14 protein-coding genes are annotated in these 15575 nt (G+C 64.0%); 5 read left to right on the top strand and 9 right to left on the bottom strand.

Going from position 1 to position 15575, the window contains the following annotated elements:
- Positions 1-8: 8 nt before the first annotated feature.
- Entirely contained in the window at positions 9-1784 is a 1776-nt protein-coding gene (locus DM872_RS22695) for a KinB sensor domain-containing domain (RefSeq protein ID WP_179061539.1), read from the top strand.
- Positions 1785-1922: 138 nt separating this feature from the next.
- Here DM872_RS22695 and DM872_RS22690 read toward each other — a convergent pair whose 3' ends face one another.
- Together DM872_RS22690 and DM872_RS22685 are read right to left on the bottom strand one after the other, a co-directional pair.
- A complete protein-coding gene (locus DM872_RS22690) occupies positions 1923-2717 on the bottom strand; it encodes an N-acetylmuramoyl-L-alanine amidase (RefSeq protein WP_179061538.1) in 795 nt (264 codons plus the stop codon).
- Positions 2714-3307: a MarC family protein gene (locus tag DM872_RS22685; protein ID WP_179061537.1), complete on the bottom strand. Its 594-nt coding sequence runs from the start codon at positions 3305-3307 to the stop codon at positions 2714-2716. The genes DM872_RS22690 and DM872_RS22685 overlap by 4 nt, the downstream gene beginning before the upstream one ends.
- A gap of 260 nt (positions 3308-3567) precedes the next feature.
- On the opposite strand from DM872_RS22685, the gene DM872_RS22680 reads away from it, so the two are divergent.
- Positions 3568-4986 carry a DASH family cryptochrome gene (locus DM872_RS22680; RefSeq protein WP_179061536.1) on the top strand — a complete coding sequence of 473 codons (1419 nt, stop codon included), beginning with the start codon at positions 3568-3570 and terminating at the stop codon, positions 4984-4986.
- Positions 4987-4991: 5 nt separating this feature from the next.
- Here the strand turns inward: DM872_RS22680 and DM872_RS22675 are convergent, their stop codons facing one another.
- From DM872_RS22675 to DM872_RS22655, 5 genes are all read right to left on the bottom strand, one after another.
- The gene (locus DM872_RS22675) at positions 4992-6923 is read right to left on the bottom strand and encodes a GGDEF domain-containing protein (protein ID WP_179061535.1); all 1932 of its coding nucleotides are present in this window, start codon (positions 6921-6923) and stop codon (positions 4992-4994) included.
- A gap of 14 nt (positions 6924-6937) precedes the next feature.
- Complete coding sequence (locus DM872_RS22670) at positions 6938-7798, bottom strand: endonuclease/exonuclease/phosphatase family protein (protein ID WP_179061534.1); 861 nt, start codon at positions 7796-7798, stop codon at positions 6938-6940.
- 16 nt (positions 7799-7814) lie between these two features.
- Positions 7815-8447 (bottom strand): thiol:disulfide interchange protein DsbA/DsbL, encoded by a 633-nt coding sequence (locus DM872_RS22665; RefSeq protein WP_179061533.1) that lies wholly within the window; start codon positions 8445-8447, stop codon positions 7815-7817.
- Between the two features lie 142 nt (positions 8448-8589).
- Positions 8590-9195: a c-type cytochrome gene (locus DM872_RS22660; protein ID WP_069081423.1), complete on the bottom strand. Its 606-nt coding sequence runs from the start codon at positions 9193-9195 to the stop codon at positions 8590-8592.
- Positions 9196-9246: 51 nt separating this feature from the next.
- Complete coding sequence (locus tag DM872_RS22655; RefSeq protein WP_077527577.1) at positions 9247-9537, bottom strand: c-type cytochrome; 291 nt, start codon at positions 9535-9537, stop codon at positions 9247-9249.
- A gap of 175 nt (positions 9538-9712) precedes the next feature.
- Between DM872_RS22655 and yihA the strand changes: the two genes are divergently transcribed.
- Positions 9713-10354 (top strand): ribosome biogenesis GTP-binding protein YihA/YsxC, encoded by a 642-nt coding sequence (gene yihA, locus DM872_RS22650; protein ID WP_179061532.1) that lies wholly within the window; start codon positions 9713-9715, stop codon positions 10352-10354.
- A gap of 277 nt (positions 10355-10631) precedes the next feature.
- Here the strand turns inward: yihA and polA are convergent, their stop codons facing one another.
- Positions 10632-13382, bottom strand: coding sequence for a DNA polymerase I (gene polA / locus DM872_RS22645; RefSeq protein ID WP_179061531.1), 2751 nt, complete (start codon positions 13380-13382; stop codon positions 10632-10634).
- Positions 13383-13456: 74 nt separating this feature from the next.
- On the opposite strand from polA, the gene DM872_RS22640 reads away from it, so the two are divergent.
- Both DM872_RS22640 and DM872_RS22635 read left to right on the top strand, forming a co-directional pair.
- Positions 13457-13738, top strand: a complete 282-nt coding sequence (locus DM872_RS22640; RefSeq protein WP_069081419.1) for a DUF2782 domain-containing protein — start codon at positions 13457-13459, stop codon at positions 13736-13738.
- A 32-nt stretch (positions 13739-13770) separates the two neighbouring features.
- Positions 13771-14721, top strand: coding sequence for a homoserine kinase (locus DM872_RS22635; protein WP_179061530.1), 951 nt, complete (start codon positions 13771-13773; stop codon positions 14719-14721).
- Positions 14722-14886: 165 nt separating this feature from the next.
- Here DM872_RS22635 and DM872_RS22630 read toward each other — a convergent pair whose 3' ends face one another.
- Positions 14887-15573 (bottom strand): TSCPD domain-containing protein, encoded by a 687-nt coding sequence (locus tag DM872_RS22630; protein ID WP_179061529.1) that lies wholly within the window; start codon positions 15571-15573, stop codon positions 14887-14889.
- Between the last annotated feature and the right edge of the window lie 2 nt (positions 15574-15575).

The raw sequence follows: 15575 nt of genomic DNA, 5'->3' as shown, positions 1-15575 counted from the left end.
CCGCCGCCATGCGATTGCGCACACGGCTGTTCCTGAGCATCTCCGCGCTGATCACCGTTGCCCTGGTGGGCCTGCTGTTGGGCCTGGTGAGCGTGATGCAGATGGCCGGGTCCCAGGAGCGAGTGATCAACCAGGCCTTCGCCACCATCGATATCAGCCTGCGAATGCGCCAGCACCTGGGCGACCAGATGGTCAACCTGATGGGCAAGGACCTGGACCTGCCCGCCTTGCAGGCCTCGCAGCAGAAATTCCTCGCCGCACTGGAAGAGGGTCTGAACTCGACGACGGACGAGCAGACGCGCGAGCATTTCCAGCGAATCGCCGCGTCCTACAAGGTCTTCCTCGACGTCGTCCAACAACCCGCCAGCTTGCGCTGGAGCCTGCTGGACGACAACGATTTCAGTCACTCGCTGGACATCCTGCGCACCAGCATGGTGGAGCTGCAGCGCCATTCGCTGACGACGGTGGGGGAAGCCGAAGGCGCGGCCCGCAGCCGGGCATTGCTGGTCGCCAGCCTGCTCGGGGTGCTCGGCCTGGCGGTGCTGGTGGTGGGTTTCATCACGGCCCAGAGCATGGCCCGCCGCTTCGCGGAACCGATCGACGCTCTAGCCAGGGCCGCCGACCAGGTGGGCAAGGGCGATTTCCGGGTCACCCTGCCGCTGTCGCCGGTGAATGAGGTATCCACCCTGATCCGTCGCTTTGGCGTGATGGCCGACGCGTTGCGCATGTTCAAGGAAACCAATGTCGATAACCTGCTGGCCGAGCAGCAGCGCCTGAACGCGGTCCTCAACAGCATCGACGACGGCTTGCTGATCCTCGATCGCATGGGGCGCATCCAGCACGCCAACCCCGTGGCGCAGCGACAGCTTTCCTGGGACGAAGTCACCCCTGGCCAATCGCTGTCGCAGGCCCTTGGCCGGCCGGAGATGGACGAGCTGGCGCAGCGGGTATTGCGCGGCGAGACCCTGGACGAAGCGCCCGAGGACCTGGAAATAAACGCCGACGGTGAGCAACGCCTGCTGAGCTGGCGACTGGTCCCGGTGGTTCTGGACGAAGAACGCCTGCAGGGCGGCGTGATGGTGCTGCGGGATGTGACCGAGGAACGCGCCTTCGAACGGGTGCGCAACGAATTCGTGTTACGTGCCTCCCATGAGCTGCGCACGCCAGTCACCGGCATGCAGATGGCGTTCGGTCTGCTCAACGAGCGCCTGCACTTCGATCCCGATGGCCGGGAGGCGGATCTGCTGAAGACGGTGGATGAGGAAATGCAGCGGCTGGTGCGGCTGATTAATGATCTATTGGACTTCTCCCGCTACCAGAGCGGCGTGCAGGTGCTGGAACGCGTGTCCTGCGACATTCAAGAGCTGCTGGCCGCGCTGCGCCAGCGCTTCGAGCCGCAAGCCAGCGAACACGGTATCGAAATCGAACTGGACCTGCATCCGCCGTTGCCTCGGATGAATCTCGATCGCCTGCAGATCGAGCGTGTGCTGGACAACCTGGTGGGGAATGCGCTCCGCCACAGTCCCAACGGGGGGCATATCCGCCTGCAGGCCAGGCGCCACGGCGAACGGGTGCTGGTGAGCGTGGCCGATGATGGCGAGGGCGTGCCCTACAGCCAGCAATCGCGAATCTTCGAGCCGTTCGTGCAGGTTGGCCATCGTATGGGCGGAGCCGGCCTCGGCCTGGCGCTGTGCAAGGAGATCGTGCAACTGCATGGCGGGCGCATCGGCCTCTATTCACGCCCTGGCCATGGTGCGCAGTTCTATATGACGTTGCCGGTGTGATCCCAGCCTAGCTATTGCCGACCGGGACCTGTGGGAGCGAATTCATTCGAATTCGGTAAACCGCTTCCCGGTTTTTCTGTAGGAGCGAGCTTGCTCGCGAACGGCCCGGGCAGGATCTCTTCGCGAGCAAGCTCGCTCCTACAATGAATTCGCCCCTTGCCGCATCCCATTGAGCACGAGCAGCAGGGCGGCGGTCTCGGCGTCCGGCTGGCCGTCGAAGAGGCGCTGGCGATACTTCATCTGGAAGGCGGCGATGACATTGCGGGTTTCCTTGTCCAGCACGCCAGTCTGCGGCGTGCTGTAACCCTGGCGAATGAGCTGTTGCTGGAACCAGCCGATGGTAGGCAGGGCCGTGGCAAAGCGCGACTGTTCACGGGCCACCGCACGGGCGTCCGGCCAGGGCAGCAGGCCCGCGTCGGCCAGGCGCTTCCAGGGGAACAGCGGGCCCGGATCGACCTTGCGCTGGGGCGCGATGTCGCTGTGGCCGATGATGCTGCCCTCGGGCAGGTTGTGCCGCTGCACGATGTCCTTCAGCAGCAGGATGAGCGCATCGATCTGCTCGTCGCTGAAGGGTTGGTAGACGCGCCCGGCCGGCGTATCGCGGTAGCCGTCGTTGACCAGTTCGATGCCGATGGTGCTGGCATTCAACCAGGTACGCCCCTGCCATTCACTCTCGCCCGCATGCCAGGCGCGGCGATTCTCATCCACCAGGCGATAGACCTTCGCCGGTCGGTCGCCGATCAGGTAGTGGCTGCTGACGCCGTCACGGGTCAGCAGGCGCAGGGAGTTCTCCATGTTGGTGGAGGTGTAGTGCAGCACCACGTACTGCACACGGCTGCTCTGGCTCACGGAGGTGTGGCTGTCATCGATGCTCAGCCCGCCGGCGCAGCCACCGAGCAGTAGCAGGGCGAGGCTCAGGAAAAAGGTTTTCATGGAGTCAGGTGAAGGATGCTTTGCAGGTTGTCGAGCAGCATGTCGACGCTGAGCATGATCAGCAGCATGCCGGTCAGGCGTTCCACGGCCATCAGGCCACGGTCACCGAGAAAGCGTTGCAGGAAGGCCGCCTGCAGCAGGATCAGGGCGGTGCAGGCCCAGGCCAGCAGGACGGCGACATAGAGTTCCCAGAGCGCGCCCTCGTGGGTGTTGCGCAAGGTCATCAATACGGCGAGGGCCGACGGGCCGGCCACCGCCGGCGTCGCCAACGGCACCAGCATCGGCTCGCCGCCGGGCAGGTCGCCGAGCACCCCTTCGGGACGCGGGAAGATCAGGCGCAGCGCGATGATGAACAGGATGATGCCGCCGGCGATGGCGATGGACTCGCGGGAAAGGCCGAGGCCACTGAGGATCTTGTCGCCGAAGGTGAGGAACAGCATCAGCAGGGCCAGCGCGAACAACAGTTCGCGCAGGGCCACCCGCAGACGGCGCTCGGGGGCCACACCCTTGAGTGCGGCAATGAAGATGGCGATGTTGCCGAAGGGGTCGGTGACCAGAAAGATCAGGACGGCAATGCCTAGGATTTCCATGGGGGGCTCCCCTCAACCAATGGGCAGAAGTGTAATGGGCGGTTGCGCCGGCGTCTGCGCGCAGTCCCCGGGGCGGGTAGTGAAGCTGTTGCGAAATCTTCTCCGGACACAGGCCCCGGAAGAAAAAGGGCGCGGATTATAGCCGAATGCCACTGCGGTTATCGGACATGGGGCCTACAGGCCGGGATGAACGGCGAGGTGGAAATGGTTGCCGCAGGTAATGTTGTAGATAAGGGAAATCCCCGCCGAGGAAGACCGCCATGCGCCGCGCGCTGCTCTGGTTCAAGCAGGATCTCAGGCTCGATGACCACCCGGCGCTCCAGGCCGCGCTCCAGGCAGACCGTCTGTTGCCCCTGTACGTCTTCGACCCTGCACTGCTCCGTCCCTCGCCTTTGGGCCCGCGCCGTCTGGGGGTGCATCGCGCGCGCTTTCTCCTGGAGAGCCTGGCAGCTCTGGATTCCGGCCTGCGCCAGCACGGCTCACGGCTCCTGGTGGTGCAGGGCCATGCGGAACTGGTGATTCCCACCCTGGTGGACCACCTGGGCCTGGACGAAGTCCTCACCCTGGATGAAATGGCGCCCTTCGAGCTCGATGAGATGCGCCGCGTCCGTCATGCCCTGGGCGTGCCGTTCACTGCGCTGCCGGGGAACAATCTGCTGCGCGAGGAAGAACTGCCGCGGCCACTGATCGAGCTGCCTTCGGTCTTCAATAAGTTCCGCGACCTGATGGATGAGCGCCTCTACGTCTTCCAGCCGCGTCCCATTCCGCACACGCTGCCGCCGTTGCCCAGCGGCGCGTTGAGCCTGATGGAGCCGCTGCCGACGCTGTCCCGCCTGGGGTTGGGCGAGCCGCTGGGGACGCCGGCCACCGCATTCCCTTTCGCCGGCGGCGAGCCTGCCGCGCAAGCGCGGCTGCGCGACTATCTCTGGGAATCCCGGGGTGTGCACCAGTATCAGGAAACCCGCAACGGCATGATCGGCAGCGAATACTCATCCAAGCTGTCGCCCTGGCTGGCCAATGGCAGTCTGTCGCCACGCCGGGTGGCTGCCGAACTGCACCGCCTGGAAGCGCAGCATGGCCGCAGTGAGTCGACCCAGCAGTTGTGGATGGAATTGCTCTGGCGCGAATTCTTCCGCTGGACGCTGCTGCGCTTCGGCAGTGCCCTGTTCCGCGCAGACGGGCTGAAGGCCACCGCCCGGGCGCCGAGCAATCTCGACGAGCGCTACCTGCGCTGGTGCAACGGTCGCACCGGCATGCCGCTGGTGGACGCCAACATGCGCGAGCTGATGATGACCGGCTGGATGTCCAGCCGCGGCCGGCAGGTGGTGGCGGCTTACCTGGTCAACGATCTGGAGCAGGACTGGCGCTACGGTGCGGCCTGGTTCGAAGAACACTTGCTGGATTACGACCCGGCGAGCAACTGGGGCAACTGGGCCTACCTCGCCGGCGTGGCCAGCGACCCGCGTCGCGCGCGGGCCTTCAATGCGCTGCGCCAGGCCCGGCAGTACGACCCGGATGCCGCCTACGTCAGTCTCTGGCTACCCGAACTGCGTGGCCTGCCGATCGAGCAGCGGCACACGCCGTTCATGCTCAGCGAACCGCAGTTCGCCGGACTGGATTACCCACGCCTGGAACATATTCCGGAAAACTGGAAGCCCTATATCTCAAGCGCCGCCTGACGAACTCAGCCCGGTTGCGGCAACCCCTGCGGGTCGGGTGCGCTGCTTCCTGCCAATGGCTTCGGCAGGGACAGCTCGATGCGATTGCGCCCCTGGTGCTTGGCCCGGTAAAGCGCCTCGTCCGCGCGCTGGAAGGCGACGTCGCTCGGCTCACCGGGCAGCAATGATGTCAGGCCGGCCGAGAGGGTGATGGACACCCGTTCGCCCTTGAAGTGGAACGGGCAGGCCTCGATGGCCACGCGCAAGCTTTCCATCAGCTGCTCGCCGCCATCCACAGGGGTAGCAGGCAGCAGCAGGACGAACTCCTCGCCACCAAATCGGGCGATGAAGTCGGTCTTGCGCAGGCGCCGATGGAGTTCGCCGGCGATGATCTTCAGCACCTTGTCGCCGGCCAGGTGGCCGAAGCCATCGTTGATGCGCTTGAAGTGGTCGATGTCGATCACCGCCAGCAGCAGGTCACCTCCGTAGCGCTGCTGCCGCGCCAGTTCGATTCCCAGACGTTCGTTCCAGGCCGCGCGGTTGGGCAGCCCGGTGAGCGGGTCCTGCAGCGCCTTCTGGCGCTGTACCTCAAGGTTGTCCTGGAAGGTCTTGGCCTCCTCTTCCATGGCCGCCACCCGCGTCATCAGCACCTGCAATCGCTCGCCGACCTCGTGCTCGCGGGTCGAACGCTGCTGCTGGTAGCGGTTCATGGTGTCGAGCAGACCGTCCAGGCGCTGCTCCAGGCTCTGCTTGAGGTGGGTGAGGTCCGTGGCGTCCTGCACGCTGGCCTGCAAACCGCTGACCTGCTCGCGCAGTTGGTCGTCGAGGGCTCGGGCACTGTCCAGTGACTCGGAATAACCTTCGTGCGCCGTGCTCAGGTGCTCAAGGAACAGCGCCAGGCGCTGGTTAAGCTGTTTCAGGTAGCCGGCGAATTCGCGGTGGCCGCTGTCGGTCATCGCCAGCACAAGCACACCCAGATCATCCAGAACCGGCACCAGTTCATACCAGTTCAGTCCACCTTCCAGTCGTTGGCGCAGTGCCGCCGCCTGCGGCTGGTGATGTTCCGGAAGGTCCAGTTCGTCCAGCAGTGAACGCAGGCTGTCAGCGACATGGGGGGCGATGGCGCTGTAGCCCGGCTCGGGCAGGCTGGGGAGGGCGTATTCGGGGTTGCCGTCACCGGTGAGGATGGACGCGGAGAGCGGCAAGCTGTCCAGACCGCTGATACGCACGGGGACAGGGGCGGCGACTGCCTGTACGGATTCGACCGACGCAATGGGCGCCGGGGTACGCACGGGATCGATGGAGGTGGCCGGTATCCGCGCTTCGACCTCAGGCTCGCTTCCAGCTTCCATGGCCGGAGCGGGTACTGGCGCCTGACGCTGTTCCACTTCGGACGTCGCTGCCTCTGAGCCGGCTTCTGATGCATCCTCGCGGTTGCTGCCGAAAAGCCGCTGCAGCAGACCGGGCTTGGCAACCGATGCGTCTTCATTGGATAGCGCTTCCAGCGCCTGGCCCTGAAGCATCCCGAGTTCGGCAAGCAGGGCCGGCAACTCGCGGGAATGGCGCGCGCGCTCATCGATGCGCCTGGAGAACTGCTTGATCCCCTTGCGCACCTCACGCGGCAGATCGAGTGCGAGCAGGCGGCCGGCGATCGCGGTGAGGGCGTTGACGTTCTGTTCAACGCGTTGCTGGCGACGCTGCTCGGAGTCCAGTACGGCCTTTTCCAGGCGCGGGATCAGCGCCGAAAGGCCGGCGTCCATCTGCTCGCTACGGATGATTTCCCGCAGCTCCTGCATGCACTGGTCAACTGCCTTGTCGGAGCCCTCGGCAGCCAGGGAGCTGCGCACCAGGCCACGGCGCAGCAGGTCGAGGCGGGCATCCCAGCGCTTCTCGAGCTTCTCCTGCTGTTCAAGGCTTTCCAGGTATTTGGCTTTCCAACGCTGGGCGTCGTCGCTCATGCAGGGATTCCGCGCTAGTTTTCGCTGAGGGCCAGGGGCAGATCGGCCCGCAGTTCAGCGGGCAGGCGAATGTCCACCGCCACGGGCAGATGGTCGGATATGGGTTGGCTGAGCACCGCCACGCGCTCGAGGGTCAGACTGGGGCTGAGCAGGATATGGTCGAGACAGCGTTGCGGCCGCCAGCTGGGGAATGTCGCCTCGACCTGGGGCGCCAGGAGACCGAGGTCGCGCAGGGGCGAGTTCTGCAGCAGGTCGTTGGCGTGGGTGTTCATGTCGCCCATCAGCACCAGATGGCGAAAGCCGCTGACGCGCTCGCGGATGTAGGCCAGCTGGCGAGTACGGGTACGGGCCCCGAGGGACAGGTGCATCATCACCACGGCGAGGGCATTGCTGCCCGAACCGAAGCGCAACAGGATCGCGCCGCGGCCGGGAGGGCCGGGCAGGGGATGGTCTTCCAGCAAACTGGGCTGCAAGCGGCTGAGCAGGCCGTTGCTGTGCTGGGCGATGCGCCCAAGGTTGCGGTTGAGCTGCTGATACCAGTAAGGGAAGGCGCCGAGCTGGGCGAGGTGTTCGACCTGATTGATGTAGCCGGAGCGGAGGCTGCCGCCGTCGACCTCCTGCAGGGCGACCAGATCGTAGTCGCCCAACAGGTCGCCAATGCGCTGGAGGTTTCCGGCGCGGCCCGTGTGCGGCAGCAGATGCTGCCAGCCACGGGTCAGGTAATGGCGGTAACGCTCGGTGCTGATGCCGACCTGGATATTGAAGCTGAGCAGGCGCAGGCGACCGTCGGCGGGCAAACCGCCCCTGTCGCAGTGAGGGTTGACCCGTGCATCGCAGGGGCCTGCCTCCCGCTCACCCACCCAGCGTCGCAGCATCGGGCGAATGCGCCGCTTACTTCGCGGCGCGCTCCTTCTCGATCAGGTGTTCGGCGACTTTGAGGGTCTGCTCCGGGCCGCCCGAGGAGCTGATGTCGAAGCGGTATTTGCCGTTAACCACCAGGGTCGGTACGCCAGTGATCTGGTAGGCCATGGCCAGCTTCTTGGCTTTCTCCATCTGGCCTTTGACCGCGAAGGAGTTGTAGGCCTTGAGGAAGGCGTCCTTGTCCACGCCCTGGCCGGCGAGGAACTCAGCCATTTCTTCCGGGGTAGCGAGTTTCTTGCCTTCCTTGTGGATGGCATCGAACACGGCCTTGTGGACCGAATGCTCGACTTTCATGCTTTCCAGGGTGATGAACAGCTGGCCATGGACATTCCACAGGCCGCCGAACATGGCGGGAATGCGCACGAAGTTGACATCTTCCGGCAGTTTCTCGGCCCAGGGATTGAGGGTCGGCTCGAACTGGTAGCAGTGCGGGCAGCCGTACCAGAACAGCTCCACCACTTCGATCTTGCCGGGAACCGACACCGGAACCGGGCTGTTCAGTTCGACATACTGCTTGCCAGCCTCGATGTCGTCAGCCTGGACGGCGCTCATGCCCAGCAGGCTTGCGCCAGCAAGAACGGCGGAAAGAATCAGGTTACGCATGCTTCACTCCTTGAGGGGTAATAGGGCCGCGAAGGCCATGTTTCGACCTGCGGCGACACAGCGGGTTCCGGCCATTGTAGCGGCCCGAAGAACGAAAAAGGGTGGCCTAAGCCACCCTCTTTCAGATTCCAGACAACGGGTCTCAGTGCAGGCCCTGGATGTAGCTGGATACCGCTTCGATGTCCTTGTTGCTCAGCTTGGCGGCGATGCCGCGCATGATCATGCTGTCGCCATCGTTGGTGCGGTTGCCTTCGCGGAAATCGGTCAGCTGCTTGGCCACGTACTGGGCATGCTGGCCACCCAGGTGCGGGAAGCCGGCAGCCGCGTTGCCGGAGCCGTCGGGAGCGTGGCAGCCGGTGCAGGCCGGCATGCCCTGATCCAGCTTGCCGCCGCGGAAGAGCGCTTCACCACGGGCGACGACTTTAGGATCGGCTGCGCCGACGCTGCCCTTCTGGCTGGAGAAGTAGGCGGCGATGTCAGCCAGGTCCTGGTCGCTGAGGTTGTTCAGCAGGCCGGTCATTTCCAGCACGGTACGGTTACCGGCCTTGATGTCCTTCATCTGCTTGAGCAGGTAGCGCTCGCCCTGGCCAGCCAGTTTCGGGAAGTTCGGGGCGGCGCTGTTGCCGTCCGGGCCATGGCAGGCACCACATACTGCGGCCTTGGCCTGACCAGCCTTGGCGTCGCCAGCGGCGTGGGCCATGCCGGTGATGCCCAGGGTCAACAGCAGACTCACGATTACTTTGTTCATCAGCTAATCCAACTACGGCTAAAGGGTAAAGGTGTTATGCGCCGGGCTACTTTATTGGCTCATCCATTGGATGACGGCCTTGTAGTCCTCGGCACTGCAATCCATGCACAGGCCTTTCGGCGGCATGGCGTTCAAACCATTGGTGACGCTCTGTACCAGAGTGTCCATGCCCTTGGCCAGGCGCGGTTCCCAGGCAGCCTTGTCGCCCTTCTTCGGCGCCATCGGCAGCTGACCAGTATGACAGGCGCCACAGGCCCGGTTGAAAACCGCTTCCGGATCCTGGGCCGCTTGCGCGACGAAGGACAGCGCCGCAAGGCTAGCAGCGAGCAGTACTTTCTTCATGATCAACCTCATCGGGGGGGCTTCGCCGCGCATTCTGTCGTGCGTCGGTCATGCCGTGGACACTCTAGACCCTGGGGATAAAGCGCACACTAAATCTGCGGCATTATATACTGGCGATGCATAAACGGAAACGAAACCGCCCTATGCGACACCGCGTCGCACCCCTGGATTCCCAATGTCATCGAAGAACCCGATTCTCGGCCTGTGCCAACAAGCCCGCTTTCTCATCAGTGCCGCCAAGGTCGACCAGTGCCCGCCGGATAGCGGCCTGGAAGTGGCTTTTGCCGGGCGTTCCAACGCCGGCAAGTCCAGCGCGCTGAACACCCTGACCCACGCCAGCCTGGCGCGTACCTCGAAAACCCCGGGTCGCACCCAGCTGCTGAACTTCTTCTCGCTGGACGAAGAACGTCGCCTGGTGGACCTGCCCGGCTACGGCTACGCCAAGGTGCCGATCCCCCTCAAGCAACACTGGCAGCATCACCTGGAGGCCTACCTCAGCAGCCGCGAAAGTCTCGCCGGGCTGATCCTGATGATGGACATCCGCCACCCGCTGACCGACTTCGACCGCCTGATGCTGGATTGGTCCAGCGCGGGCAACATGCCCCTGCACATCCTGCTGACCAAGGCCGACAAGCTGGCGTTCGGTGCAGCGAAGAACGCCCTGCTGAAGGTGCGCCAGGAGATCCGCAAGGGTTGGGGCGAAGGTGTGAGCATCCAGCTGTTCTCCGCACCCAAGCGCCAGGGCATCGAAGAAGCCCACGCCGTGCTCGCGCACTGGTTGCAGCTGGACCTGCAGGACGACGAAGCCGAAGCCTGAATTGCGGGCAAAAAAAACCCCGGACTTCGTATGGGGAGGGGGAAGTTCGGGGTCTAAGTCTGAACCGCTAGGGCGGGGTTCAGATATCTGCCAACACTAAACACAGCAAAAGGAGCATCGAAAGGCTTCACCAGCCATTCATGTGTGTGACTCCCCTGATTCGCAGAAAGTTCAGACTTCTTTCAAAAACTCTTTGCTATCAAAAGAAGCATGTTTATTCGATCAAGAAATAAACACCTGTTTCACTGCTGATACAGATTCCGCCCCGAAGGCGCACTCAGTGCGCCTCATCCCAGTTGTCACCTACGCCCACTTCCACCACCAGCGGAACATCCAGCTCAGCGGCGCCGCTCATGAGTGGGCGAATCTGCGCGGATACCTGCTCCACCAGATCCTCACGCACCTCCAGCACCAATTCGTCGTGAACCTGCAGGATGACGCGGACATCCAGGCCACTCTGCTGCAGCCAATTGTCCACGGCGACCATGGCGCGCTTCATGATGTCGGCCGCTGTACCCTGCATCGGCGCGTTGATCGCGGTGCGCTCGGCGCCCTTGCGCATGGCCTGGTTCTTGGAATGGATTTCCGGCAGGTACAGGCGGCGACCGAACAGCGTTTCGACGAAGCCCTGCTGCGCGGCCTGCTCGCGGGTGCGCTCCATATAGGCCAGCACGCCGGGGTAACGGGCGAAATAGCGATCGATATACGCCTGTGCTTCCTTGCGCTCGACGCCGATCTGCTTGGCCAGGCCAAAGGCGCTCATGCCGTAGATCAGGCCGAAGTTGATCGCCTTGGCACTGCGTCGCTGGTTGTTGCTGACTTCTTCCAGCGCGACGCCGAACACCTCGGATGCAGTGGCGCGGTGCACGTCGCGATCATGCCGGAAGGCGTCGAGCAGGCCTTCGTCCTTGGCCAGGTGGGCCATGATGCGCAGCTCGATCTGCGAGTAGTCCGCCGCCAGGAGCTTGTAGCCCTTGGGCGCGACGAAGGCCTGGCGGATGCGCCGTCCCTCGGCGGTGCGGATCGGGATGTTCTGCAGGTTCGGGTCGGTGGAAGACAAGCGCCCGGTAGCCGCCACCGCCTGGTGGTAGGACGTATGAATGCGTCCGGTACGCGGGTTGATCTGCTCCGGCAGCTTGTCGGTGTAGGTGCTCTTGAGTTTGCTCAGGGAGCGGTACTGCATGATCACCTTGGGCAGCTCGTAATCCTGCTCGGCGAGATCGGCAAGCACGTTCTCGGCGGTAGAAGGCTGGCCAGTCGCCGTCTTGGCCAGTACCGGCAGGCCGAGCTTTTCATAAAGGATGGCGCCGAGCTGTTTGGGCGAACCGAGGTTGAACTCCTGTCCGGCCAGCTCATAGGCCTGGCGCTCCAGCGCCACCATCTTCTCGCCCAGCTCCAGGCTCTGCTGGCCCAGCAATTTGCCGTCGACGTAAGCGCCGTTGCGCTCGATGCGCGCCAGCACCGGCACCAGCGGCATCTCGATTTCCTTCAACACCCTGGCCAGGGACGGGATGGTCTCCAGCTTCTGCCAGAGGGTCTGGTGCAGGCGCAGGGTGACGTCCGCGTCCTCGGCCGAATAGGGGCCGGCCTGTTCGATGGCGATCTGATCGAAGGTGAGCTGTTTCGCGCCCTTGCCGGCGATGTCCTCGAAGCGGATGGTGCTGTGGCCCAGGTATTTGAGGGCCAGGCTATCCATGTCGTGGCGGGTCGCGGTGGAGTCCAGCACATAGGACTCGAGCATGGTGTCGAAGGCGATCCCCTGCACGGCGATGGGGGTGGAGGCATTGGCCAGGACGTTCATGTCGTACTTGGCGTGCTGGCCGACCTTCGCTTTGGTCGGGTCCTCCAGCAGCGGCTTGAGGGCCTTGAGCACGGCATCACGATCGAGCTGCGCGGGCACGCCCATGTAGCTGTGGGCGAGCGGCACGTAAGCCGCTTCACCGGCCTCGACCGAGAAGGAAACGCCCACGACCTGCGCCTGTTGCGCGTCGAGGCTGGTGGTTTCGGTGTCGAAGGCGAACAGCGGAGCCGCTTCGAGCTTCTTCATCCAGGCATCGAACTGAGCCTGTTCCAGAACGATCTCATAGCGTTTCTCGGCCGCGGCGACCGGAGCTTCTTCCAGTGCCAGCTGCTCGCCGCCGGACTTGGCCGCCTGGCGCTGAAGATCGTCCAGCCAGGTCTTGAATTCCAGGGTGCGATACAGCTCGGCGAGGGCCTCACGGTCCGGCTCGCCAGGATGCAGGGCGTCGATCTCGACGTTCAGTTCGACGTCGCATTTGATGGTGGCGAGCTTGTAGGACAGGTAGGCCATGTCCTTGTGCTCTTCGAGCTTCGCCGGCAGGCCCTTGGCTCCACGGATCGGCAGCTCAGGTACTTTTTCCAGACTGGCGTAGAGCACATCGAGGCCGCCACCGACACCGGTGAGCAGGCCGAGGGCGGTTTTCTCGCCGACGCCGGGCACGCCCGGAATGTTGTCGACCTTGTCCCCCATCAGCGCCAGGTAGTCGATGATGAGTTCAGGACCGACACCGAATTTCTCCTTCACGCCATCCACGTCCAGCGTGCTACCGGTCATGGTGTTGACCAGCGTAATGTGCCCGTCGACCAACTGCGCCATGTCCTTGTCGCCCGTGGAGATCACCACCGGGCGGCCACCCGCCGCGCTCTGCCGGGCCAGGGTGCCGATCACGTCGTCAGCTTCCACGCCTTCCACGCAGAGCAACGGCAGGCCAAGGGCGCGCACGCTGGCGTGCAGCGGCTCCACCTGCACCCGCAGTTCGTCCGGCATCGAGGGGCGATTGGCCTTGTACTCGGCGAACATCTCGTCGCGGAACGTGCCGCCTTTGGCGTCGAATACCACCGCGAAGGGGCTGTCCGGATACTGCCGACGCAGGCTCTTGAGCATGTTCAGCACGCCTTTGACCGCGCCCGTAGGCAGGCCGGCCGAGGTGTTCAGCGGCGGCAGGGCATGGAAGGCGCGATACAGGTAGGAGGATCCGTCCACCAGGACGAGGGGGGCTTGGCTCATGCGTGAATTCAACCTTTATTCACCGGACCCGAAGTAGAATGGACCGATCATTGACGAGAAGGGACAAGGTTACCATGCGCGCACTGAACCGCCTTTTGCTGGCCAGCCTGCTGGCCATCGCTCCAGTCGCCACGTTCGCCGCTGATGAGCCGTCCGCCGAGCCGGACGTCACCATCCGCCAGGAAGGCGACAAGACCATTCAGGAATACCGCGTCAACGGTTTCCTGTACGCCATCAAGGTGACGCCGAAGAACGGCAAGCCGTACTTCCTGGTTCGCGCCGATGGCGAAAGCAACTATGTTCGCTCGGACAACCCCGACATGCTCATCCCCGCGTGGGAAATCTTCAGCTGGTAGCGCCGCACGCAACCCCGTAACAAGGTAGTCCAATGTCCGTATTCACTCCGCTCGAACGTCCGGAACTGGAAACTTTCCTCGCCCCCTACGGGCTTGGTCGGCTGAAGGATTTCCAGGGCATTGCCGAAGGCTCCGAGAACAGCAACTTCTTCGTCAGTCTGGAGCGGGGTGAATTCGTACTGACCCTGGTGGAGCGTGGCCCCAGCCACGACCTGCCGTTCTTCATCGAGCTGCTCGATGTGCTCCACGAAGCGGACCTGCCGGTCCCTTTCGCCCTGCGCACCGAAGCGGGAGAAGCCCTGCGCGAGCTCGCCGGTAAGCCGGCACTGCTGCAACCGCGCCTGCCGGGCAAGCATGTGCACCTGCCCAACGCCCACCATTGCGCGGAAGTCGGCGCATTGCTGGCGCGCCTGCACCTGGCAACGCGCGAGCGCGTGCTGGAGCGCAAGAGCGATCGCGGCCTGGACTGGATGCTCAATGAAGGCCCGACGCTGGCCCTGCAACTGGACGAAACGGCCCTGCCGCTGCTGCGGGATGCGTTGAAGGAAATCGGCGAAGTGAAACAGCGCTTCCTCGCCCTTCCACGCGCCAACCTGCATGCGGATCTGTTCAAGGACAACGCGCTGTTCGACGGTACTCACCTGTCCGGAGTGATCGACTTCTACAACGCCTGCTCCGGGCCGATGCTCTACGACCTGGCCATCTGCCTGAACGATTGGTGTTCCGATGCCGATGGCCATCTCGACAAGTCGCTCGCCCGCGCGCTGCTGGCGGCCTATGCGGCCCTACGCCCCTTCACCGCCGCCGAGGCCGAACTCTGGCCGACTGCCCTGCGCATCGCCTGCGTACGCTTCTGGCTTTCGCGCCTGATCGCCGCCAATGCCTTCGCCGGGCAGGACGTGCTGATCCACGATCCCAATGTGTTCCAGCTGCGGCTGGCGCAGCGGCAGAAGGTGGAATTGCCGCTGCCATTCGCGCTCTGAGAAGGACGCGAGTCCTTCGCTTTTCCTGTGGGGGCGAATTCATTCGCGAAGGACAGCGCAGCTGTCCCGACAGCCGTCAGGGCAGACCTTCGGCCTGCATGGCGAATGAATTCGCCCCCACAAGGTTCGTTCCAGCCCGACGATATGTGCGCGTTCTGTACGGGCTCACCCGCACTTCGAGTGCCCGCAGTTCAGGCAGGTCGCGCAACCATCCATCTGCACCACCGCCTGCGTGTTGCACTTGCCGCAGAGCTGGGCACCGGCAGGGAAACCCTCTCCGGGTTCGGCCGTGGACGTGCCCAGGCTAGCCTCGTAGGCAGCGCGCTTCTCGGCGAGGTAGAGCTTGTGCTCCTCATCCACCTTCTGGCCCTCCATCAACCCGATGGCCACCAGGTGTCGCTCCAGCACGGCGCCGATCTCGGCCACCAGTGACGGCATGTAGACGCCGCCGCGCTTGAGATAACCGCCGCGCGGATCGAACACCGCCTTCAGCTCTTCCACCAGGAAGGTGCAATCGCCCCCCTTGCGAAAGACCGCCGACATGATGCGGGTAAGGGCGACGATCCACTGGAAGTGCTCCATGCCCTTGGAGTTGATGAAGATCTCGAAGGGCCGACGCTGCTCGAAGGCGGTGCCCGGGTTGAGCACGATGTCGTTGATGGTCACGTAGAGCGCGTGCTCGAACAGGGGCGACTTGATCTTGTACGTCGCACCGACCAGGGTTTCCGGACGCTGCAGCGTCTCGTCCATCTGCACCACGGCAGCCGCTTCCTCAGCGGCCTTGCGGGCCTTCTCCTGGTCCAGGTCGACCAGGCTGAAACCCTTGATCTTCTTCTCGATCTTGATGGTCATGA

Source organism: Pseudomonas taiwanensis (assembly GCF_013393345.1).
Classification (GTDB): Bacteria; Pseudomonadota; Gammaproteobacteria; order Pseudomonadales; family Pseudomonadaceae; genus Metapseudomonas; species Metapseudomonas resinovorans_C.
Note: the sequence above shows the minus strand (reverse complement) of the source record. Positions and strands in the feature narration are given on the sequence as shown.